Consider the following 23181-nt stretch of genomic DNA (forward strand, 5'->3'; position numbering starts at 1 on the left):
CTACTCTTTGTCATTGCCGATCGATATATTGCTTATTATACTATTCCGATAAATGAAAAATGTCAAGGGAAAAATTTCATTTTTTTATAATAATGCTTTTTCAAGCTTTTCTCTCCACACACTTGCAAGCTCCTCAATCCGCAGCAGTTCTTCTACTGCTTTAAGGTTTCTTCGGTCATGGAACATGATAAAATTCCCCTGCAGAACCGATACACTTTCCTGCTTTCTTTCTTCGAGTTTAAGGACGCTGTCTGCTGTTACAGTTCCTTCTTTAAGAACTCTAAAAAAGTAGCCTGTGAAGCATGTTTCCACAATTCTGCCTAAAAGCCGATCTTCTCCGTTATACTTTGATATTGTGGAGCATGGGATCCGCCCCTGAGTTATTTGGATGACCGATTCCCCCAGAGAAAAGGTGTCACCGATAAAAACATCCTTTTCCAGCATATTTCCCGCACAAATATTTTCACCAAATGAGGGCGGAGAGAATGTCTTTTTAAATTCTTTCTCCCACATCCCGTAATGTTCGAAGGGATATAGGCACACTGCACGGTCTGGGCCGCCATGAAAATCAGTGTTTGCCACTCCATCCCCCAGAAAACCTTCCTTCTCTAGAAACACACTGTTAATTTTTTCTTTGCCGATTCCCGAAATTTCCTCATTGCTTTTCCAGCTGTGCTTTCTGGGCTTTCCTATGCTTAAGGAAATAATCTCCCTCACATAATTCCCTCCCCGTGTTCGTTTTTCTTTATAGTGTAACGGTTTCTTTTCAGGAAATCGAAACAAATTTTTCCAGAATATGAACTTTCCCATAAAAAGACAAAGCTTTTTCTAGTTAGTTTTTCTTCATTTAGCTCATATTAAGACTAGTTTGATTAACGAAAAGGAAGGTCAGAAATATGGAGCACATTGAAAATTTACAATCTGTAAATTCCAAAGCTAAAAAGAAGTCAGGTGATGATGTTCATAACCAAAAATGGGCCATTCTTTCACTTTCTTCAATTCCTCTCGTTATGACACTTGGGAATTCCATGCTGATTCCTGTTTTGCCGGAGATGGAAAATAAACTAAATATTTCTGCATTCCAATCCAGCATGATTATTACCGTTTACAGTATTGTAGCCATTATTTTGATTCCAATCGCAGGCTTTTTATCGGATCATATCGGCCGTAAAAAAGTCATTATTCCAAGTCTTCTCATTGCGGGAATCGGCGGACTGATCTCTGGGTGGGCCGCATGGAAAATGGCGGATGCTTATTGGATCATATTAGCCGGGAGGGCATTGCAGGGTGTTGGGGCAGCCGGCGCGGCACCAATTGTTATGCCTTTGGTTGGGGATATGTTTAAAAATGATGATGAAGTCAGCAGTTCCCTTGGCCTGATTGAAACTTCCAATACTTTTGGAAAAGTTCTATCCCCTATACTTGGAGCGTTTTTGGCGGGGTTTATTTGGTTTTTACCGTTTTTTTCGTTTCCGGTTTTTTGTACGATTTCAATCCTGCTGGTATTCTTTCTTGTAAAAACACCAAATAAAAGAGAAGAGCCGCTTCCGCTAAAGAAATTTTGGAGCAATATTAAGGATACCTTTAAGAACAACGGAAAATGGCTTTATGCTATTTTCTTAATTGGTGCCATTCTTATGTTTGTGCTTTTTGGGATACTTTTTTATTTATCTGATGTGCTTGAAAAGACATACGATATTAAAGATGTAAAAAAAGGGCTTCTCCTGGCTGTACCGCTTGGCGCACTATGCCTTTCGTCCTATCTGACAGGAAAAAAAATAAAAGAAAATAAAATACTAATGAAGTGGATCATATTCTTAGGAACAGTGCTTGTGGCAGCTGCCACTGCAATCTTAAGCTTTTCAAACAATATGTGGTTTATGATCAGCATGTTCCTGTTTGCCGGAATTGGCATAGGCGTTGCATTGCCTTCATTGGATGCACTGATTACGGAAGGAATTGCAAAAGAAGAACGTGGAACCATTACTTCGCTATACAGTTCAATGCGGTTTATCGGCGTTGCCGGCGGCCCGCCTGCCATTGCTATTCTGATGAAGCATTCTGATCAAGGGCTTTTTTATATTTTAAGCGGAATAACCATTCTTGCTGCCCTTGCAGCCATTATAGCAATCAAACCTGACGCAAATGACAGCTGAAAAAATCCGTATCGTTCCATGACGATACGGATTTCTTTATTTAAAATGCTGCTGTACAAAACCAGTTACGACCTGATTGAATAGCTGCCACTTTTTAGTTGGCACCTGATGGGAAACGCCTTTGATTATGGCTGCCTGAAAGCTGACATATCTTCTATAGCTCCTTATATGCTGATTAACAAAATCTCTTGAGCCATATATAAGGAGAAGGGGGACACTTAAGTTCCTAAGGCGATCGGTGCAGGAATAGTGAAGGGATCTATCATAAAATTGAAACCACATGGTGTGATTTGCTTTTTTCATATGCTCCAGAATCTCGTCTCTGACTTTTTTATCATTTGTATGGCTCGATGCTATTATATACCGCAGGAAACCTGGAAAGTGCTTCACAAAATACATTCCCAGAATATGCTCGTATTTGAAGGTTTCTGATAACACCTCAGGAAACCCGCCTGAGAGAATGACACCAAGTGCCCTTTCCGGATATGAGAGGGCAAACTCCTGAGCAATTATGCCACCTGATGAATAGCCCAGAATAACAGCTTTTTCAATATCCAAGTGGTCTAATACAGCTTTTATCTCTTCTGCATATCCTTGTATAGTTACTGTTTTTTCCGGGCCAGCGGTATCTCCATTCCCGCTTAAATCAGGAAAAATAACATGAAAGTGCTCTGCCAGCAGACCTTGATAATAAAATACCTTTCTCCCCATGGCAGGCGGATGTATAAAAATGATCTGCACTCCCTTGCCCATTGTTTCATAAAAAATCTTTGTATCCTCATAAATAAATGACGGCATTCGAATCGTCCTTTCTATACAAACATTCTTCGCTCTCCTGCTCCCTGCTCCATAAAAAAATGGGGCAGTTTTAGTCTGCCCCATCTCTGTTGATTCTTTATTTCCAACATCAGTCAGGTTTTGTCTTTTTGGCACTTTTGCTTTCTGTACCAAGCTCTTTTGAGAACTCCATCTCATTAATACTTTTCTTTGTACTTTGCAATCCTGATTTAGTCTTAATATTGCGCTTTGTCATGTCTGTTCCTCCATATATCACAATGCCTTTTTAGTATTTCACACCAGGCTAAGAATCATTATGGATTTTCAGCACAGACCTGCATATACTATAAGTGATCATGCGATATGCTTATTTCCGTGACTTTTTGAGACGTATATGATATCCTTAAATTAAGATTATGAATAAAAAACGACCGCAGGTGTTGCCGCACCCACGGTCATTCGCAATAGTCGTTCCCTTAGGGGATCGGCCTGTCAAAGACGTAGACCTCTCCCTCAATTGTCAGATCAAGGGAGGTCTATTTTTTATGGTTAAAAGTCATGACAGCAATGATCAGACTAGAAAAAGAAATCATCATCATGATCGATTCGAAAACTGTCAAAAGGCATCACCCCCTTTCAGTACGGGGCTAGCCGACCACCCTTGAGAAACTCCCATTGCTTCTCTATTATAACACATTCTTGTCCATTTAGTCGAACATGTGTTCTATTTTAAATAAATTGATTCTTCTTTCCTATTTTTTCAAATTTTACTCTCTCTATTATCTGCAGATTTCCTTTGAAGATAGCCATGAAGAAAACCCATCTCCTGATTAAGTAAATATTCCATTTCCTCCAGGTGGTGCTTAGCAATTATCTGGGGATTTCCTATCCATTCCGCACTGTGGATAAAATAATAATTTTTTATTCTTTTAAAAATAATGATTGCTTCAGGAAAACAGTCAAAGAACCCCTTTACCTGATTTCTCCTCATATAACTCCATCTAATCAGTTCCATGATATCAGCCTTTTTAATATTCCTTTACCCTGGAAAACATGGATTCATGTTCTGTAAGCAAAAAAACTGCCGAAAATGGCAGTTTTGAAATTATTCTTTAAGCCGTGGTTTGGCCGGGTCACATTTCGGCTTTTCAGACTGAGTAGACTCGGCAAGCTTTGAGAGGTAATAGCATTCTTCACGGTACATATGATCTGCCATTAAAGCTGCAAATGTCCCCATTGCCTCCTTGCTTAATTCAAGCTCCTCAATTTCATTGAGAAAGTTCATAAACAGAGACATTTCCAGCGTAACATCGCTGTTAAACTTTTGCAGGGCGGGGAATGATTCAACATTAGTCCGAAGGAAGCCGGACATTTCTACGGCCTTTAAATAAAATGCTTCAAAATCCTTTGTATAGCCATCACTGATTTTCTTAATTTTCTTCTCAACACGTTCCATATTGTCCGATATGGCACCTGCATGGCCAGCTGCATCCAGAAGCCAGATTAAATGGTGATGGAGCTCATGAAATACAGGCGGGGCTTCCCCCTTTTTTAAATATTGAAGGACAAGCATATATTCCTCAAGCTCATTGACCATATGGTTAATAAAAACCGGACCAAGATGAATGGATATTTTCCCTGTCAAATGACGTTCAATCAGGTTCAATTTAAATTCCCGCAGCTTCTTAGCTTCCTGTTCCGCCCTCTTGCTCAATTGCTCCAGATTATCCACTCCAACCCTTCCCAGCAGCTGATCAAAAGTTTGTATAAAGTAATTTGCCCGTTCAATGCTGTCTTTTTCCTTTGGTGATAGCGAATCATGTATAAAGCGTGCATGATCACCCAAAATCTGCAGCCAAAACCCGTGTTCAAATTTTGCAGCATTTTCAAATCCTGCAGCCAAGTGTATCTCCCCTTTCAAACGTACTCATAAAAACATATCAGAAACCAGCTGAAATTATGCCTAAGCACTAACCTCAACTATGGATCTGCAACTTAGTTTTTAAGAGAAAGAGGGAAATTGAAAAGCAGATATACTAAAGCGATTTTTCCATCATTACCTGTCCAGCCTTTTTTTCGAATCCCCATTCAAGTAAAGCTTTTGAGGCGGGATTGGAAACAGAAATATTAACTGCAGTAAAATCAATAGAATCGTCCCCAGCCAGAAACAGATGAGCGAGAAGGCCTTCAGTCATTTTATCATAAGCATTTCCATCATTTAATCTTAACTGATAGATGATGATTCGGTCTGTTCGTCCCCCCGCTTCCAGTATTCTTTTGTATAAAATGTAGCCCTCCTCTTTCCCATCGTCATTTAATATCACAGCAGCTTCTCCGTGTTTTACGCTTTGCCACTGGCATTGCCAGGCAGCTTTGCTGTCATAAATGCTAAGTGACTGCAGCTGTTCGGGATATAACCTTTTAATGGAAAGATGGTTTTCCTTTAATACGCCCAGTTCGGTATGTGAAAGCTTCTTGTTTAAATAAAGCAAGTGATCGGTAATCACATAGCCTGCTTTTTTGTACAGCTTAATCGCTCTCTCATTTTCTTCAATTGCTTCAAGAACAGCGGTGTGGGCTCTTTCAGCTCTATAGATGCTAATTACCTCTTCCATCATTGCTGCAGAGAGACCTTTTCCACGGAATTCCGGGGCGATTCCAGTGCCTCCGTTCCAGGCTATTTTTCTGCGGTTAATCTCCCGAAATCCATTCATTATGATTCCGCAAGGTTCTCCGTGCATAAATACAACAATCGACATTTCAGGAGAAAGACCCTCAGATATCATTCGGTTAACAAATGCCTGAAGATCCATCTTAATGGGAACTATATATCCTTCAAAGCCTTTGTTCCAAGCTGTCAGCGCCTCCTCCAGGGTGCACTGGGAAAGTCTTTTTATTTTCATAGCCGCTCTCCTTCATGTTTTAAATTTTTGATTGTTATTTATGTTTGTTCCCTTTTTTAATTACAATGATAATGGCCATGTCTCTTTCACCTCCATTTTAAATAGACTGAATAGTTTATTTAAAATCAAAACTATATAGACTAATGAGTTTATTTTAATTAAAGCATTTATTTTCAGTTTTTTCAATCAATTTTAAAAGGATTTTTCAAAAATGAAAGCCGATACTTCGAGTACCGGCTTGGGTTCATACATTATTTATTTGCAGGCTTTTTCAGGAGTCCAATAAGGACAGCGGACAAAAGAGCACCTGCTATTATTCCTGCAAGGTAAATTAGCCATGGGCCATCGACTAGAGGGACGACAAAGACTCCGCCGTGCGGCGCCCTTAATCCGATTCCAGCCATCATTGAGATGGCACCAGCCAAGGCAGATCCTGCCATGATGGATGGGATAACACGTAATGGATCTGCAGCTGCAAATGGGATTGCGCCTTCAGTAATAAACGAAAATCCCATAATGTAGTTTGCTTTTCCTGCATCCTGTTCCTGTTTAGTAAATCTATTTTTAAATAAAGTTGTGGCAAGCGCGATGGCAAGAGGCGGAACCATACCCGCTGCCATGATTGCGGCCATTGGTTCATATACTCCGTTCGCAAGCAGCCCTGTACCAAATACGTATGCCGATTTATTGACCGGGCCACCCATATCAAATGCCATCATCAGCCCAAGGACTGCTCCAAGCAGGACAGCATTTCCAGTACCAAGACCTGAAAGCCACTCGGTGATAGCAGAATTTAATGCGCCAACTGGTTTGTTGACAACATAAAGCATCAGCAATCCCGTGATAGCAATTCCAAAGAGCGGATAGAGCAAAATCGTTTTAATTCCTTCAAGTGATGAAGGCAGGCCAGCAAAGACCTTTTTCAAACCAACTACTACATAACCTGCAAGGAAGCCGGCAATGATGCCGCCAAGGAATCCTGCGCCTCCAGATGCTGCCATCATTCCCCCGACTGCGCCTGCAGCAAAGCCTGGACGGTCCGCAATACTCATGGCAATGAACGCCGCAAGGATTGGAACGATTAATCCAAATGCATTCCCCCCGCCAATCGTCATCAGTGCTTCAGCGATAGGATGGTATGACGGATCATTAGGATCTGCTGCTTTATAACCGAACATAAATGAAATGGCAATCAGGATCCCTCCGCCCACAACAAATGGAAGCATGTTGGATACGCCATTCATTAAGTGCTTATAAATTCCGGCTTTTTGTTCTTTTTGATTCCCAGCGGTCCCGCTGCTGTCCGCACTTCCGCCCTTGTATACAGGAGCATCCTGCTTAAGCGCTTTTTCAATAAGCTCCTGAGGTTTCCGGATGCCCTCAGCTACTGCCGTTTCAAGGACATGCTTTCCGCTGAATCGTTCCATTTCAACCTTTGTATCTGCTGCAACAATAACTGCTGCTGCATTTGCAATTTCCTCTGGTGTGAGAACGTTTTTAGCACCGCTTGAGCCATTTGTTTCAACCTTAATATCAACACCCATTTCAGCTGCCTTGGCCTTTAGTGAATCAGCTGCCATATAAGTATGGGCAATTCCTGTTGGGCAAGCTGTTACAGCCACAACAAATCGTTTGCTGTCTGCAATATTTTGGACTTCCTCTTCTTCTGTCCCGTCATAGCTGTCAATGATTTCAATAATTTCGTCCGCAGAAGCAGCATGCTGAAGTTTTTTTCGTGCTTCCTCGTTCATTAATATCGATGAAAGCCTTGACAGAGCCTCCAAGTGTGTATTATTTGCTCCTTCCGGGGCTGCGATCATAAAGAATAAGTGTGCGGGCTGACCGTCAAGTGATTCATAATTTACGCCTTCTTCTGATTTGCCGAACGCAATAGCAGGTTCTTTGACCGCACCCGTTTTGGCATGAGGTATGGCAATTCCATCACCTATGCCTGTTGTGCTTTGTTCTTCCCTTTTTAAGATTGCATTTTTGAAGGCGTCCCGGTCATGAAGCTTTCCGGCTGCATCAAGCTTGTTTACCAATCCATTTATGGCATCCATTTTGCCTGTTCCGCTCAATGAGAGCAGAATCGTATCTCTTGTCAGTAATTCTGTAATTCTCATCCTAAATCTCCCCTTTTAGGCTGACCTTTTCAATCGAAACCTGAGAAAGCAATTCCTCTGCTTTTTCCTTTGTGCAAAGACCAAGTGAAAAAGCCGTAGCGCTTCCGGAAGCAACACTGTATTGAAAAGCCTTTTCTATATTTTTGTTTTTTTCATAAGCTGCAAGAAAACCGGCTACCATGGAATCTCCGGCACCCACAGAACTTTTCACTTCCCCATTTGGAACGCTTGAAATATACGCTGTTTCATCAGAAATCAAGACGGCTCCCTTCCCGGCTAATGAAACAATTACATTCTGCGCGCCCATTTCTACAAGTTTCTGTCCATATGGGATAACTTCTCTTGCGGAAGTAAATTCTGTATTGAATATTTCACCTAATTCATGGTGATTCGGCTTTATTAAGAACGGTTTGTATGGAAGGACCTTTTTCAATAGTTCTCCCTCTGCGTCCACCACAAAGGCCGCTCCATTTTCTGAACAGATTTTCACCAGCTCTTCATAAGTTGTTTCAGGCAAGGTCGATGGAATACTGCCTGCAAGGACAAGTAAATCTTCTTCTGATAGGCTGCGGATCTTATTTTTAAGATCCTCAAAATTCCCCCCTGAAATGGCCGGCCCTTTGGCATTGATTTCTGTTTCTGTCTCTGTCTTGATCTTTACATTAATTCTTGTGTCATCAGCAACTTGGACAAAGTCAGTTTGAATATTATCCTTATTTAAGCGATCAACAATATAATCTCCTGTAAATCCGCCTACAAAGCCAAAGGCCTTGCTTTCAACATCCATTCTGTTCAGCACTCTGGAAACATTTATCCCTTTTCCTCCAGGGAACTTTGCATCCTGCTGCATGCGGTTCAAACCGCCGACTATCATTTCATCCAATTCTACGATGTAGTCCACTGACGGATTTAGCGTCAATGTGTGTATCATGCTGTCACGACCTTTATTGTAGTTTTGCTGCTATAAGGCTCCTTCTGGTCCTCATTCAGCTCATTTGTAATAATTGCTGCTGTATGCAAATCGGCAATCTTCGCAAACGCGATTTCTGAAAACTTCGTATCATCGGCAAGCACGAATGCCTCCCTTGAAAGCGAAATGGCCATTTGCTTAATCATAGCCTCATCCTGATCCGGTGTGGTGTAGCCGAATTGAAGATGGATGCCGTTAACCCCCATAAAGCATTTATCAAATCGATAATTTTCCAGGCTGGCCAATGCCCCTCTGCCGATGATCGCTTTTGTCTGTTCCTTGGCAAATCCGCCAATTAAAAATGTTTTTATATTTCGTTCCAGCAATGCTTGAATATGCATTAATCCGTTCGTCACAACCACAATTTCTTTTGCAGGCAAAAAGGGAATCATTTCAGTTACTGTCGAGCCTGCATCCAAATAGATGGAATCCCCCTCTTCAACAAGGTTTGCTGCGTATTGGGCGATTTGCCGCTTTTGCTGAAGGTTTTTGGATGACTTCTCAGACATGCTGGGTTCCTGCAGCTTTCCCTGAAGCCTTGCAGCCCCTCCATGAATTCTTTTTAGGTACTTTCCTTCCTCAAGCTGGGTAAGGTCCCTTCTAATTGTTGATTCCGATGTTTCTGTTATGTCAACGAGATCCTGAATTTTCACTACACCTTTCTCTTTTAAAAGCTGCAGTATCAATTTGTGGCGCTCTGGTGTTAACAAAACATCACCTCCCTGGGTGTGTTGTTCTTCTTGACTACATCATACTGAAACCGATTGCAAAAATCAATCATTTTCATTCAAAATATATCAAAATCAATCATATATTGATCGTTTTTGATTGTTTATAGTATATTTATTCTTTTAATTAGAATATTTTAAATATATTAAAATAATAGTTTGCTCTCTATGATTTATTATGCTAGAATCTAAAATAACAATATATAGTTTCTTCTGACATCTATCGCTACTATATATTGTTAAATTTAAGAATTAACTTGGTCCAAGGTCTCTTTTTTGAACCGCTTTCTTATGGGAAGCGGAATTTTTTTGTTTTAGGAAAAAAATCACATTTCTCCATAACAAAAAAAGAGCACTACACAAAGGTAATGCCCTTCATTAAAGTTATTTATCTTCATAATTTAACAGATTTTCAATTTTTCCATCCTCATTATGCAGAATGGCCATTGTGCCGGCTTGTTCAGCCATGCGCTTTGCTTCTTCGACAGCATCTGACTGCGAATCTGCAGTGTACTCAGGCTTGTCTTGGCCTTCCTTTTTGACTGCCCACCCTTCTTCATCGTGCGGTACTACATGGAATCTCGCTTCATCTGTGCCTGCCCGGTCCTTGAAATATTGTTTCTGTTCGTCACTTTGAATGTTGTTATGATTATTTGCCATGTTTATACCTCCTTATATTGTGTGGACATCATCTATTTGATGAGCAGTTTCACTTTACCCTCTCAGGAAAAATTAAAAACACCAGCTTCTAATAAATTAATATAGGAGTAATGTACCGGAAACTTTGTCATTTACCATATAGATTTGGCAGATTATGTCGGAACAATGGGTATGCCTCTTAGGAATTATTACTCTATTCACAAAATACCAATATCTACTAAACTAGGAATCGTTAGGGAATCGAAAAATACTAATTTTCAGGAGGTTATTATGTCAAGAAAAAAACAAAAGTCTGCCAGTATCCTGGCAGCGGCTCTAGCAGCTTCATTAGCATTTGGGACAGTCGGGTATGCTGCCCCGCTAAATACTGAAAACGGAAACTCATCCCACTCGCAGGATCAGAAGATTATTGCCAGGGTAAATGCTGAGCGTGCTATTGATCATGTAAGGTATCTATCAGAAGAAATTGGGACGAGACCGGGCGGATTAGAAAATGAAAAGAAGTCAGCACAGTATATTGCAAATACACTTAAGAGTTATGGTTATGATGTCGAATTCCAATACTTTCCTGTAGCAGATCAATACATAGGCAGTGCTGCATTTGGAGACGGAACTGTTTGGGAAATGGGGGCTGCCCCGAATGGAGCAATCAGCGAGGCACCAGTTAATGCTCAAGTGGTCTATGTGGAAAATGAAAATTTCCAGGGAGCCGAAGGTAAAATTGTACTGCTGGCACGCGCAGATACTACAGCCGGATACCGTGAGCAGGTAGACAAAGCAGTCGAGGCAGGAGCAGCAGGTGTAATTCTGCAAAGCCTCGTTGGAAGCCGCGGCAATTACGGACAAACTTTTAATCCCAACCTTACTGCAAAATATGATATTCCGATTTTCGGGGCTTCCTATATTCATGGTGAATGGCTTAAGGAACAAATGGAACAAGGTGCAGTTGAGCTCTCCCTGACAGCAAAGCATTATAAAGATCTTAAATCGGTAAATGTAATTGCAACAAAGGAAGCAAATTCAAAAGATAAAGATACAAAAGAAGTTATACTAGGTGCCCATCATGATAGTGTAGTGGGTGCTCCTGGTGCGAATGATAATGCTTCCGGGGTTGGGTTAATGCTTGAGCTAGCCAGAGTTTATAAAGGTTATAATACAGACAAAACCCTCAAATTCATTGCATTTGGATCTGAGGAGCGCGGACTTTTAGGAGCAAGATATTATGTAGATCAGTTAACAGAGTCACAAAAAAATCAGATAGAGGCTGTTTTTGTTCCTGATATGGTTGCTACAAATTACGACAAGGCGACAAACCTATATGCCATGACTCCAGACGGCAGCCAAAACATTGTAACTTCTTCAACTGGTGAAGCTGGTGCACGCCTAGGCAATTCGGACATTCTCCCAGGCAAATTCGGATCAAGTGACCATGTGCCTTTTCATAATGCCGGCATTCCTGCGGCCCTTTTCATCTGGATGGGAATAGACAGCTGGGATCCGCTTGTTTATCATATTGAAAAGGTATACCATACACCGCAGGATACAATTGAAGATAATATCTCTGTAGAAAGAATGCAATCAGCCCTTGATATTATTGGTTCCGGACTTTTTGATGTGGTTCGAAAAAAAACAAAAGGCAATAATTAATACCTCAAAATAGCCGCTGGCGAACTGCCGGCGGCTATTTAATTAGGAAAAATCAAGCCACCCAGCCTCTTCGCAAGTTGCCCTCCCTTCCCTCCGATACCATCTTTAACACGACATATATGTAAACCTTATTTATAATTCGGTTGACAATTGTTATCTGCTGCTATTATTCTAAATTGTATAAATATAAATCTAGCAGGAGGCTTTTTATGAAGAAAGGTTTGAGGACAATTGATTTAACATTGGCAGGTATGTTTGTTGCCCTGATGGCGGTTGGGGCAAACCTCACTTCAATTGTGCCATTTTTGGTAATCGGAGGAGTGCCCATTACTTTACAGACTTTTTTTGCCATTTTGGCAGGGGCTATTTTAGGAAGCCGATTGGGAGCTATTACAATGGCTGTCTATGCTTTCGTCGGGCTTGCAGGGGCCCCGGTATTTTCAAAATTCGGCGGCGGTTTTGCTTCATTACTAAACCCGACTTTCGGTTTTATCCTTTCGTTCATTCTAACAGCGTATGTCACCGGGAAAATAATTGAAAAGAAAAAATCAGTCCCGGTATATATAACAGCAGCTCTAATTGGAATGGCGATCAATTATCTATTTGGGACAAATTGGATGTACTTGGCTTATAAGCTCTGGTTTACAGCACCTGAAGGATTTTCCTATCAAATGGCATGGCTATGGATGGCGGTCCCTCTTCCAAAGGACATTATTCTCTCTGTATTTGCCGGGTTAATGGCATATCGACTGGAGCATAGAGTATTTGCCCGCAGTCAGTTCAGAAAAATGAACCGGGCAGCTTAACTAATAGTATAAAGGAGGATTCATATGGATTATCGAAGATTAGCTCTAAATGTATTGGAAGGACATGAATTGACAGACTCGGAGGCAATGTCCATATTAAATTGCCCTGATGATGAGCTTCTGGATTTATTGCACAGTGCCTATAAAATCCGTCATCATCATTACGGGAATAAAGTTAAATTAAACATGATAATAAATACAAAATCCGGATTATGCCCTGAGAACTGCGGCTATTGTTCACAATCCAGCATCTCAACTGCACCTATTGAAAAATACCGGATGATGGATAAGGACTCTATCATACAGGGAGCTAAACAGGCACAACAGCTTAATGTTGGAACATATTGTATCGTTGCAAGCGGCAGGGGCCCAAGCAACAAAGAGATAAATGAAGTTGTATCTGCTGTTAAAGAGATAAAGGATCACTACAATATGAAGGTCTGCGCCTGCCTTGGACTTCTGAAGCCTGAACAGGCTGAGAAGCTGAAGGAAGCGGGAGTAGACCGCTACAATCACAATATTAATACCTCTGAAAATCATCATGAGAACATTACTACATCCCATACATATCGAGACAGAGTCAATACTGTCCAATTAATAAAGGAGGCAGGCATCTCACCATGCTCCGGTGTTATCATCGGCATGAAGGAAACCAAAGAAGATGTCATAGCGATGGCAAGAAGCTTAAAGGTGCTTGATGCCGACTCAATTCCGGTTAATTTTCTTCATGCCATTGATGGAACGCCATTAGAAGGAACGGATGAGCTGAATCCGCGCTATTGCCTGAAAGTGCTTTGTCTCATGCGTTTTATTAATCCATCAAAGGAAATCAGAATATCCGGGGGCAGAGAAGTGAATCTCAGGAGCCTGCAGCCGCTTGGATTATATCCGGCCAATTCCATTTTCGTAGGAGATTACTTAACTACCGCTGGTCAGGAAAGCACAGCTGATCATAAAATGCTGAAGGATTTGGGTTTTGAAATTGATTTCGCAGCCGGGGAGCCGGTATACTCCTGATAAAGTGAAACTTCAACCAGCGGGGGTTCCTTTATACCCCGCTGATTGTTTGTTAGTTGAGGCCCACAGGACAAGGAAGGCTTCGGCAGCATGAGCATCGCACGACCAAATGCGACAGCTTTTGGGAGGAAGTGGGTCACAGCCACAGGACAAGGAAAGCTTCTGCGGCAGCGATACATCACACGACAGAAAGCGGCAGCTTTTGGGAGGACGTGGCGTTCTTAGTCTTTGTCCTTATTTCGGGCCTTACATTATAAAGCGAGACGACTTGCCCAGGGGTGACAAGCATAAGACGAGCAGATGGCGGGAAGTGCTTTTTCCCATCAGCTGATTGGCTTATGGCCTCAAGCCCCTAGGAGCGGCAGCTAGATTGGGCAGTTTGCCCCACACTTATCCTCCATTTATTTTTCTGATCTTACTGCCCGTTAGACTGCGATAAAAAAAAGATTCTGCCCCGGGGCAGAATCTTTTTTAGTAAATTCTATTCTATAATTCGTCAAACCCATTATCTATTTGAACTTTTGTATATTGCCGCGATTTTTGTTCAAAGAAATCAGACTTTCCTTGGTCAACCTCCTCATAAGCTACTATCCAGCGGAGAGGATTGGTCTTATATCCTTCGAATGGCCGTTCAAATCCCAGCTGATTGCAGCGGACATTTGCATAGAATTTGATATAAGCTTCAACGTCAGACAGCAGAATGCCTTCCGTTTTGCTGCCGATCACATCGCGGGCCCATTCAATTTCCAGTTCAGCTGCTCTTTTAAAAGTCTCCTGGACGAATTCACTTAAATCATTAGTATTAAGTTCCGGATTTTCCTTAAGAATTTCTTTGAAAATTTTAACAAACAAATCTACATGGATTTGTTCATCCCGGTTGATGTAATTTATCATTGTTGAGGTGGCAACCATTTTTTGATTTCTTGCCAGGTGATAAAAGAATGCAAAACCTGAATAAAAGAAAAGCCCCTCCAAAACGACATCAAATACAATCGATTTCAGCAGGTTCTCAGAACTTGGATTCTCTGCAAAATCTTTATATCCGTTCACAACAAATTCATTTCTTTCAACTAATATAGGTTCTGTCCGCCAGAATTCAAAAACCTCATCCTGTTTTTGCTTGGGAACAAGGCTTGATAGAACATAGGAATAGGAGTGATTATGAATCACCTCCTGCTGTGCAAGTATGATCATGAGTGCTGATATGCTTGAGTCAGTAATATAATCAGCAACTTTTCCGGCATAATCTGTTTGGATGCTGTCCAGCAATGCAAGCAGCCCAATAATCTTCAAAAATGCATCTTGTTCACTTTTTGTTAAATGAGGAAATTGCTTAATGTCCTGTGACATGTTTATTTCAAAAGGCGTCCAAAAGTTAGCGAGCATTTTTTTATACTTTGGATAGGCCCAGGAAAAGCGGACATCATCCCAATTAAGAATATTGGAGCATTCCCCGTTAATGATTGAAGTGGATTTATTAGGCGCCGATTGATTTATAATCAGGCGTTTTTTTAGAGTATTCATAAGGGTCCTCCTTTAGCTTGAGCAAGATTCGCAGTCTTCAACCTCTGATGAAGTTGAACGGATGTAGTAAGTTGTTTTTAATTTATTCTTCCATGCTGAAAGATGCAGATTTAATAGATCGATAGCTTTAATATGGTTAGGTATATAGAAATTAAATGAAATAGCCTGATCTATGTGTTTTTGTCTGTTTGCATTCTGCCTGATGCTCCACTCCTGGTTAATATGATAGGCAGATTTGTAGTACCAGATGGTCTCACTGTTAATATCAGGTGCAGTCACAGGGATTCGATAATCCTTTTTCTCTTCGGAATACTGCTTGTTAAATATAGGATCAATACTGGGTGTGCTTCCTGCAATTAATGCAGTTGAAGCATTAGGGGCTACCGCCAACAGATAGGCGTTTCGGATGCCGAATTCCTTTACCTCCCTGCTCAATCCTGTCCAGTCCATTTCTGTCTTTGCCTCCAGATATCCCCGCTTTTCAAAGTAAGCACCCGTTTCCCAATCAGAGCCTTTAAAGGCTGAATAGCTACCTTTTTCTTTTGCCAGATTCATAGAACTTTCTATCGCTAAAAAAGCAATTTGTTCATATAGATTGTCAGCAAATTCTTCTGCTTCTTCGCTTTCCCATGTGATTTTTTTCAGTGCAAGAAGGTGGTGCCAGCCAAAAGTCCCCAGTCCAATCGCACGGTACTTTTGATTTGTGATCTGCCCCTGAGGAACCGGAATACTATTTATATCAATAACATTATCAAGCATTCGCACCTGAATGGGCACAAGCCTTTCAAGGACTCCTTCACTTAAGGCCCGTGCAAGATTGATGGATGAAAGATTGCAGACAACGAAGTCTCCCGGCCGTTTTTCGATAATTATTTTCCCATCCCTCGTATATTCTTCAACCCTCTTAGTAACACTTTGGTTTTGTACGATCTCAGTGCAAAGGTTGGTACAATAAATCATTCCGCAATGCGAATTGGCATTTTTCCGATTAACCTCATCCCGGTAGAACATGAAGGGTGTCCCGGTTTCAAGCTGACTTCTCATGATGGATTTCATGATCTCGATAGCTGATACTTTTTCCCTTGATAGATTCGGGTTATCAATGCATTCTTTATATTTCTGCCGGAAAGAACCTTCTCCTTCTCCTTCGTCATAGAAATCCTCCAGTGAAAAGCCCATTACCTTGCGGACTTCATGGGGATCAAATAAATACCAGTACCCGCGGCTTTCCACTTTTTCCATAAACAAATCCGGAATGCAGACACCTGTGAATAAATCATGTGTCCGCTGCCTTTCATCTCCATTATTAAGCTTTGCATCAAGAAACGAGAAGATATCTTTATGCCAGACATCCAGATAGACGCTTATAGCACCCTGCCTTTGTCCAAGCTGATCGACACTGACGGCTGTGTTATTCAGCTGCTTCATCCAGGGGATCACACCGGAAGATGCCCCCTTAAATCCTTTAATATCACTGCCTCTGCTGCGGATTTTTCCCAAATATACTCCGATTCCACCGCCATTTTTTGACAGTGATGCAATATCGGTATTGCTGTCATAAATAGAATCAAGACTGTCATCAACGGTCTCAATGAAACAGCTTGAAAGCTGACCCCAGTTTTTCCCTGCATTAGCGAGTGTTGGAGTGGCAACAGTCATATATAACCCGCTCATTGCCCAGTAAGCTTCTTTAACAAGCTTAAGACGCTTATCCTTCGTCTCCTTTTTCATCAGAACCATGCTGATGATCATGAACCGCTCCTGTGGAAGCTCATAAAGTTTTCTCTGTTTGTCCCTGGCAAGATACCGATCTGCCAGCATTTTCAGCCCCAAATATGTAAATAAACGGTCATTATCTTTTTTAATAAAATAGGACAGCTCACTAATCTCATCCTTTGAATACATATCTAATAAATCCTGTTCATAAATTCCCAAAGCCGTCAGCCGTTCAATTAGCGTATAAAAATGTGTGTAGCAATCGTCCGGCTGGCATTCTCTATTTTTTCCTGACTCGATATAGAGCTTTTTAAGAAGCAGACGTGAAGCGGCAAACGTCCAATCAGGCTCTTCTATGCTGATAAATGATAAACAATCCAGTATAAGCTGGTCATACATGGCCTCCCCTCCCAGCTGACTCATTTCTTCATACCTTTTTAACAATTGTTCAATGCCGAGCTGTGGAAATTCAGTCTTAAGTTCTTCTAAAATTTTTAACGGCTGTATGGTTTGGACCATCTTACTTCCTCCTAAAGGCAAAATAAAAATCCGCCCGGAAAATGAGCGGATCAAACGATAGTATAATAGCAGGAAGCAGATGAACAAACGGCCATTACGCGATCGTTTCATCATCTCAATCCCCGAAGATAAGAAACTTTCGATCGCCCTGGCAGGTCTCCTGGCTTGTGCTTCACTCTACTAAAAGCCCTTCCCATACTAACGCTATGAAGCGTTTTGTACAGTGGCATGCTTTTTTCGTCTGCACTTACAGTTGCGGGGACAGCTTCGGTTTTTCACCGAATTCCCTATTAAGTCCATATAGGACACCAATCACGATCTATATGTAGTTTTTATTTCTGAAAATACATACTATATATTGTAGTCGATTCTATCATATCGAGAAATAAATTACAATTATTAATCTGCGAAAAATGGACAGAGGGGGATTCCCTCTGCCCGGTCATTTGTTATTCATGATTTTCGATTTCAATATCATGAGGTATCGGCTCTGGCTTAGCCAAGAAAGAATCATATGCCGCATAACCAGCCATTACAAGCATCAGGTAAGCAATCGCTGCACCTGCCCATTTCTTCATTTATATTTGCTCCTTCCAATTAAACGTTTTTTTCACTTACTTTTACTCTTTGTAATCTAAGTGCGTTTAAAACGACAGATACGGAGCTGAAAGCCATGGCTGCACCGGCAAGCCAGGGAGCAAGGAACCCTAATGCAGCTACTGGGATGCCAAGTGTATTGTATGCAAATGCCCAGAAAAGATTTTGTTTGATATTCCTTATGGTTTTTTTACTCATTAGGATGGCGTCTGCGATACTATTTAGATCCCCTCTCATTAGAGTAATATCTGCTGCTTCCATCGCAACGTCTGTACCGGTTCCAATCGCCATTCCTATATCAGCAACAGCAAGTGCAGGGGCATCATTTATGCCATCGCCGACCATGGCGACTTTTTTCCCCTGGTTTTGTAGTTTTTTTACTTCTTCTGCCTTGCCTTCAGGCAGAACCTCTGCAATTGCAGAGTCTATCCCCACTTCCTCAGCTATTGCCTGAGCCGTACGTTTGTTATCTCCCGTAATCATAATGACTTCAATCCCCAATTGCTTTAAGCGATTGATTGCATTTCTGGAAGTTTCTTTTATTGTATCCGCAACTGCAACGATACCTGCGTATTGGCCATCGACTGCAACTAGCATTGCCGTTTTTCCATTTTCCTCAAGTGTCTCCATTTCAAGCTTGGCTGAATGGAAATTTATATCGTATTTTTCCATTAATCTTCTTGTACCGACTAGAAGGTCTTTACCTTCCACTTTTGCTTTAATCCCATAGCCGGGAATAGCTTCAAATTCCTGCGGATAAAAAAGAGTGATTCCTTTATCCTTTATTCCTTTTACAATCGCTTCGGCTAATGGATGCTCAGACTGTTTCTCAGCAGATCCTACAAGCTGGAGAAATGCCATTTCTTCAATATTGCCTTCCGTAATCACATCCGTTAAAACCGGTTTGCCGTGTGTTACGGTTCCGGTTTTATCAAGAACGACAGTAGTGATTTCATGTGTAAGCTCCAGGTGCTCCCCGCCTTTAAAAAGAACCCCATATTCCGCTGCCCGGCCAGAACCTGCCATAATAGAAGTTGGCGTAGCCAGGCCCAGGGCACATGGACATGCAATCACCAGGACGGCAATCAATTTTTCTAGTGCTTCTGCAAAATTACCGGGACTTACCCATAAATACCATACCAGGAATGTAACCACTGCTATACTCACGACAATCGGAACGAATATCCCGGAGATTTTGTCTGCCATTCGCTGTATGGGCGCCTTGGAACCTTGCGCTTCTTCAACTACTTTAATAATCTGTGACAGTGCTGTATCTTTGCCAACTTTAGTGGCTTTAATTTTCAGGAAGCCATTTTTATTAAGGGTGGATCCGATGACTGTGTCGCCTGCTGTTTTATCAACAGGTACGCTTTCCCCCGTCAGCATGGATTCATCCAATGCTGACTGTCCCTCGATAATCTCGCCATCGACCGGGATTTTTTCACCCGGTTTTACAAATATGATATCTCCAGCAATTACTTCTTCAAGAGGAATTTCAATTTCTTCCCCTTCCCTCAAGACAGTTGCTGTTTTTGCCTGAAGACCCATAAGCTTTTTGATTGCTTCAGAAGAACGCCCCTTAGCCCTCGCTTCAAACAGCTTGCCTAAAATGATTAATGTTATAAGGATGGCACTTGTTTCATAATAGAGCTCAGCCATATGTCCATTGCTGCCAATTGATAGCAGTGATTGGTATAAGCTATAGAAAAAAGCGGCAGAAGTACCCAATGCAACCAGTACATCCATATTGGCACTTTTATTTCTTAATGCCTTATACGCTCCGATATAAAATTGCTTCCCTATAAAAAATTGCACGGGAGCTGCAAGCGCCAGCTGAACCCACGGATTCATAAACATATCGGGAACGTAAATAAAGGATGTAAACTCGAAATGTCCCACCATGGACCAGAACAAAGGAATGGAAAGAATTAATGAGAAGACGAATTTGCCTTTTTGCTTCTCGATTTCCTTCTCCCTATAACCTTCTATCTCTTGGTCTTTATCCGTTTTTACTTTTGCCTGATACCCTAAATTCTCTACTTTTTTTATCATTTGCTGGACGGAGACTTGCTCGGGATTATATTCAACAGTACCCGTTTCAAGAGCCAAATTGACCACAGCCTGTTTTACCCCAGGAAGTTTATTAAGTCCCTTTTCAATTCTTCCGGAGCAGGCTGCGCATGTCATCCCCAGCAATTCGAACTCTGCTTTTTCCAATACTACTGCATAACCGAGATCCTCAATTTTTTTCTCAAAAGCTTCAACAGAAGTTACATCCGGATTATATTTTATTGCTGCTTTTTCCAATGCAAGATTGACACTTGCTTCCTGGACACCATCCAGCTTATTTAGCCCCTTCTCAATTCGAGATGAACAGGCTGCACATGTCATTCCCGATATCGGAAGGTGAACTTCCTTCAGGGCTGCATCACCCATAACTCCCACTCCTTTATCAAACGAAGTACCTTACACTTATATACTATACCCCTCTACCCTATATGTCAATCAAATATAATTAGGCAAATTTCTTAATTTGTAAAAAAATAGAACGTGCATTTTATTCACACGTTCCTTACCAATTAAATTACTCTACATCATACCCTTGATCGTCAATTGTTTCTTTAATTTGTTCAAGTGCAACTGCAGATGAGTCAAATTGAACCTGTACCTGGCCATTATCAAGGTCCACTGCTACCTTATCCACACCATTTAATTTGCCGACACTGCCCTCCACGGCTTTTACACAATGTCCGCATGACATTCCGCTTACTTTCAAAGTTACGTTTTCCATAATAATGCAGCCTCCCACTATTTTTTCATTAATTTCTGGATTGTGATTAAAAATTCATCAAGCACTTCTTCATCGCCTTCGTGGATTCTTTCAACCACACAGCTTTTCAAATGGCCTTCAAGCAATAGCTTGGCTACGCTATTCAAAGCGGACTGAGTTGCTGAAATTTGTGTTATGATATCATCACAATACACGTCTCTGTCAATAAGTCCTTTGATCCCGCGTATTTGCCCTTCAATCCGATTTAATCGGGTAGTCAAATTCTTCTTAACTTTTTCTGAATGATGACTTTTTCGCTCCGATTCAATTGAACAGCAGCTGTCAGCAGATAAATCCTCATTTTCTAAATCAAAAGCCATTTGAACAGCCTCCTTTGTATTAATTATATTATACCCGGGTACCCTATGTAAAGCTTTGAATTCGAAATGGGATAATTTCCGGTTTTTTAAGTATAATTTCCCTTTCATGTTATTGAAAATCTCTGTTTATACTAACGGAAACACTTTAAAAAGGAGGTCGATGATGTGGATAGAAGGCATGAAAATCTAGAAGACACGGGCAAAGATCTGTATGGAATTGACAAAGAAATTAGCCTGCAGTCAGTAAACTTTGCTTCTGCTGAGAATAAGTACTTAAATGAACGTTCAGAAACTGATTCCAATCAGGATATATAGACGAAAAGCCGCCAGTGATGGCGGCTTAATGTCATATTACAATTCAGTCAGTTCTCCAATTTCCACCTCGGACCTTTCTTCAAGCGGGCCGCGTAAATGTACTGTCGCAGTCCTCCCATCTTCATTGAGCTTATCGATCCACACGGAAGCACCATTGTATCTTACTTCGATATCTGCTGATGATGAAAGAATTTGCTTCACTCGCTTTGCATCCATAAGAAACACTCTCCTCTGCTTTTTTCAGTTTATTTTTTGCATGGTTGAGAAATTTATGCCTGCTTTTTCAGTAAAGTTGTTTTATTGGGCCAAATACATTCTGATTGCAAAAACTGCTGCTTGCTAAGGATTAAATAGTTGTCCTATCCTTCCAATACTCTGAATACACTTTGTACAAACAGGTTTTGGCAGTTAGGGGTTGTACACTTATGAGCATATTTTTAGGCTATGTTTTCTTGGGTCTATCGCTTGCAGCGCCAATTGGTCCAATAAATGCTGCGCAATTGGATAAAGGGATAAAAAATGGTTTTTTCCACGCCTGGCTTGTAGGGCTGGGAGCTATAACAGCAGATGCAGTTTATATGGCAGCCGTATATTTGGGTGTAGTACATTTTCTTGAGATTCCATTTATAAAAGCTTTTTTATGGTGCTTTGGATTTTTTGTCCTGGTATATACAGGTGTGGAAACCATATTAAGCGCTGGCAAAGTAATATCAAGCGTCAGAACCAAAAATGAATCTAAAGTAAAATCCTTTATGTCAGGCTTCCTCATGTCATTGTCAAATCCTTTAACCATACTGTTTTGGCTCGGCATCTATGGTTCCATCCTGGCAAAAACAGCAGCTGAGTATGACAAGGCCCAAGTTATTATATACAGTGGAGCGATTTTTACAGGCCTTCTTCTCTGGGATGTAACTATGGCAGCCGTCGCCAGCAGCTTTAGAAGATTTTTAACCGGAAAGATTCTCGCTATTATTTCAGTTGTATCTGGAATATCTTTGATTGGCTTTGGTATATATTTTGGATTGCAGGCTTATAAACTTTTGTTTTAAATACATATTCCATCCATTCGGACAAGGTGTCTTTGAACTGGGTTGCAGTTAAATTGGTATTACTCGCAAGTTCGGAGTTCATCTAGCTTTACACATAAAAAAGAGCACCCATCAGGTGCTCTTTCATTTGCCCGGCAGCGTCCTACTCTCACAGGGGGACAGCCCCCAACTACCATCGGCGCTGAGAAGCTTAACTTCCGTGTTCGGTATGGGAACGGGTGTGACCTTCTCGCTATCGCCACCGGACTATGTTTGAAGAAACTTCGTTCCCTCAAAACTAGATAATGTATGAAGAAGTATTTGCCGAGTATTCACCAATGACTTGTCTAGCTTCGGCTCCTAACTTCTCGGCCGTTTCGATCCGTCCCTCCAAATCCCAAAACCAGGATTTGAATGGCCGGCTCTCCAACGTCTATCGAAGTTGAACAGTCGCCTCCGCTTTTCGTTTTGGTTAAGTCCTCGATCGATTAGTATCAGTCAGCTCCACATGTCGCCACGCTTCCACCTCTGACCTATCAACCTGA

The 23181-nt window shown here is 41.3% G+C and carries 24 protein-coding genes, 1 rRNA gene, 1 riboswitch and 1 other annotated feature (1 of these 27 running past the window's edge); of the genes, 6 read left to right on the forward strand and 19 right to left on the reverse strand.

The annotated features are described in order from the left end of the window. Positions 1-23 (reverse strand) — a binding site (T-box leader); it reaches 229 nt to the left of the window's first position. Positions 24-84: 61 nt separating this feature from the next. Next, positions 85-717: an MOSC domain-containing protein gene (locus tag AC3WTL_RS24225; protein WP_492370156.1), complete on the reverse strand. Its 633-nt coding sequence runs from the start codon at positions 715-717 to the stop codon at positions 85-87. Between the two features lie 179 nt (positions 718-896). Between AC3WTL_RS24225 and bcbE the strand changes: the two genes are divergently transcribed. After that, complete coding sequence (bcbE, locus tag AC3WTL_RS24230) at positions 897-2156, forward strand: bacillibactin exporter BcbE (protein ID WP_252219104.1); 1260 nt, start codon at positions 897-899, stop codon at positions 2154-2156. Positions 2157-2192: 36 nt separating this feature from the next. On the opposite strand, the gene AC3WTL_RS24235 is transcribed toward bcbE, so the two are convergent. The 10 genes from AC3WTL_RS24235 to AC3WTL_RS24280 form a co-directional block, all read right to left on the reverse strand. Next, positions 2193-2954: an alpha/beta fold hydrolase gene (locus tag AC3WTL_RS24235; protein WP_492370157.1), complete on the reverse strand. Its 762-nt coding sequence runs from the start codon at positions 2952-2954 to the stop codon at positions 2193-2195. A gap of 109 nt (positions 2955-3063) precedes the next feature. Further along, the gene (locus AC3WTL_RS24240; RefSeq protein WP_261391768.1) at positions 3064-3189 is read right to left on the reverse strand and encodes a hypothetical protein; all 126 of its coding nucleotides are present in this window, start codon (positions 3187-3189) and stop codon (positions 3064-3066) included. 280 nt (positions 3190-3469) lie between these two features. Beyond that, on the reverse strand, positions 3470-3553 hold the full coding sequence (locus tag AC3WTL_RS24245; protein WP_226280784.1) for a putative holin-like toxin: 84 nt from the start codon (positions 3551-3553) through the stop codon (positions 3470-3472). 140 nt (positions 3554-3693) lie between these two features. Continuing rightward, positions 3694-3948, reverse strand: a complete 255-nt coding sequence (locus AC3WTL_RS24250; RefSeq protein ID WP_492370158.1) for a protein YuzH — start codon at positions 3946-3948, stop codon at positions 3694-3696. Positions 3949-4038: 90 nt separating this feature from the next. Beyond that, positions 4039-4836 (reverse strand): DUF2935 domain-containing protein, encoded by a 798-nt coding sequence (locus AC3WTL_RS24255; protein WP_492370159.1) that lies wholly within the window; start codon positions 4834-4836, stop codon positions 4039-4041. A gap of 133 nt (positions 4837-4969) precedes the next feature. Further along, positions 4970-5836, reverse strand: coding sequence for a GNAT family N-acetyltransferase (locus AC3WTL_RS24260; RefSeq protein WP_492370160.1), 867 nt, complete (start codon positions 5834-5836; stop codon positions 4970-4972). A gap of 251 nt (positions 5837-6087) precedes the next feature. After that, positions 6088-7959, reverse strand: coding sequence for a PTS fructose transporter subunit IIABC (locus tag AC3WTL_RS24265; RefSeq protein WP_197249335.1), 1872 nt, complete (start codon positions 7957-7959; stop codon positions 6088-6090). A 1-nt stretch (position 7960) separates the two neighbouring features. After that, a complete protein-coding gene (gene pfkB / locus AC3WTL_RS24270) occupies positions 7961-8890 on the reverse strand; it encodes a 1-phosphofructokinase (protein ID WP_252219112.1) in 930 nt (309 codons plus the stop codon). After that, positions 8887-9639: a DeoR/GlpR family DNA-binding transcription regulator gene (locus tag AC3WTL_RS24275; RefSeq protein WP_492370161.1), complete on the reverse strand. Its 753-nt coding sequence runs from the start codon at positions 9637-9639 to the stop codon at positions 8887-8889. Before AC3WTL_RS24275 ends, pfkB begins: the two co-directional genes overlap by 4 nt. Positions 9640-10041: 402 nt before the next feature. Further along, complete coding sequence (locus tag AC3WTL_RS24280) at positions 10042-10317, reverse strand: DUF2188 domain-containing protein (protein WP_492370162.1); 276 nt, start codon at positions 10315-10317, stop codon at positions 10042-10044. Positions 10318-10587: 270 nt separating this feature from the next. Between AC3WTL_RS24280 and AC3WTL_RS24285 the strand changes: the two genes are divergently transcribed. The 3 genes from AC3WTL_RS24285 to bioB all read left to right on the forward strand — a co-directional run bounded on the left by AC3WTL_RS24285 (position 10588) and on the right by bioB (position 13787). Next, positions 10588-11964, forward strand: coding sequence for a M28 family metallopeptidase (locus AC3WTL_RS24285; protein WP_492370163.1), 1377 nt, complete (start codon positions 10588-10590; stop codon positions 11962-11964). A 209-nt stretch (positions 11965-12173) separates the two neighbouring features. Beyond that, complete coding sequence (locus tag AC3WTL_RS24290) at positions 12174-12770, forward strand: biotin transporter BioY (RefSeq protein ID WP_248348133.1); 597 nt, start codon at positions 12174-12176, stop codon at positions 12768-12770. A gap of 24 nt (positions 12771-12794) precedes the next feature. Further along, on the forward strand, positions 12795-13787 hold the full coding sequence (bioB, locus tag AC3WTL_RS24295; RefSeq protein ID WP_197217013.1) for a biotin synthase BioB: 993 nt from the start codon (positions 12795-12797) through the stop codon (positions 13785-13787). A gap of 486 nt (positions 13788-14273) precedes the next feature. Here bioB and AC3WTL_RS24300 read toward each other — a convergent pair whose 3' ends face one another. The 6 genes from AC3WTL_RS24300 to AC3WTL_RS24325 all read right to left on the reverse strand — a co-directional run bounded on the left by AC3WTL_RS24300 (position 14274) and on the right by AC3WTL_RS24325 (position 21293). After that, positions 14274-15311 carry a ribonucleotide-diphosphate reductase subunit beta gene (locus tag AC3WTL_RS24300; RefSeq protein ID WP_492370164.1) on the reverse strand — a complete coding sequence of 346 codons (1038 nt, stop codon included), beginning with the start codon at positions 15309-15311 and terminating at the stop codon, positions 14274-14276. Positions 15312-15323: 12 nt separating this feature from the next. Beyond that, positions 15324-17546 carry a ribonucleoside-diphosphate reductase subunit alpha gene (locus AC3WTL_RS24305; RefSeq protein ID WP_492370165.1) on the reverse strand — a complete coding sequence of 741 codons (2223 nt, stop codon included), beginning with the start codon at positions 17544-17546 and terminating at the stop codon, positions 15324-15326. 134 nt (positions 17547-17680) lie between these two features. Further along, positions 17681-17874, reverse strand: a riboswitch (cobalamin riboswitch). 121 nt (positions 17875-17995) lie between these two features. Next, a complete protein-coding gene (locus tag AC3WTL_RS24310) occupies positions 17996-18124 on the reverse strand; it encodes a hypothetical protein (RefSeq protein ID WP_258750812.1) in 129 nt (42 codons plus the stop codon). Between the two features lie 19 nt (positions 18125-18143). Further along, positions 18144-20579 carry a heavy metal translocating P-type ATPase gene (locus AC3WTL_RS24315; RefSeq protein ID WP_492370166.1) on the reverse strand — a complete coding sequence of 812 codons (2436 nt, stop codon included), beginning with the start codon at positions 20577-20579 and terminating at the stop codon, positions 18144-18146. A gap of 148 nt (positions 20580-20727) precedes the next feature. Further along, entirely contained in the window at positions 20728-20934 is a 207-nt protein-coding gene (gene copZ / locus AC3WTL_RS24320; RefSeq protein ID WP_492370167.1) for a copper chaperone CopZ, read from the reverse strand. Positions 20935-20951: 17 nt separating this feature from the next. Continuing rightward, positions 20952-21293 carry a metal-sensitive transcriptional regulator gene (locus AC3WTL_RS24325; protein WP_163144528.1) on the reverse strand — a complete coding sequence of 114 codons (342 nt, stop codon included), beginning with the start codon at positions 21291-21293 and terminating at the stop codon, positions 20952-20954. Between the two features lie 165 nt (positions 21294-21458). Here AC3WTL_RS24325 and AC3WTL_RS24330 point away from each other — a divergent pair, with 165 nt between their 5' ends. After that, on the forward strand, positions 21459-21608 hold the full coding sequence (locus AC3WTL_RS24330; RefSeq protein WP_197087756.1) for a hypothetical protein: 150 nt from the start codon (positions 21459-21461) through the stop codon (positions 21606-21608). A 36-nt stretch (positions 21609-21644) separates the two neighbouring features. Here AC3WTL_RS24330 and AC3WTL_RS24335 read toward each other — a convergent pair whose 3' ends face one another. Next, positions 21645-21824, reverse strand: coding sequence for an H-type small acid-soluble spore protein (locus AC3WTL_RS24335; protein ID WP_048011339.1), 180 nt, complete (start codon positions 21822-21824; stop codon positions 21645-21647). A gap of 209 nt (positions 21825-22033) precedes the next feature. Here AC3WTL_RS24335 and AC3WTL_RS24340 point away from each other — a divergent pair, with 209 nt between their 5' ends. Beyond that, positions 22034-22657: a LysE family transporter gene (locus AC3WTL_RS24340; RefSeq protein ID WP_492370168.1), complete on the forward strand. Its 624-nt coding sequence runs from the start codon at positions 22034-22036 to the stop codon at positions 22655-22657. A gap of 129 nt (positions 22658-22786) precedes the next feature. Here AC3WTL_RS24340 and rrf read toward each other — a convergent pair. Then, positions 22787-22903: ribosomal RNA gene (gene rrf, locus AC3WTL_RS24345) — 5S ribosomal RNA — on the reverse strand. Positions 22904-23181: the final 278 nt, after the last annotated feature.

The sequence above is a fragment of the Cytobacillus sp. EB106-05-05-XG126 genome (genome assembly GCF_058791715.1).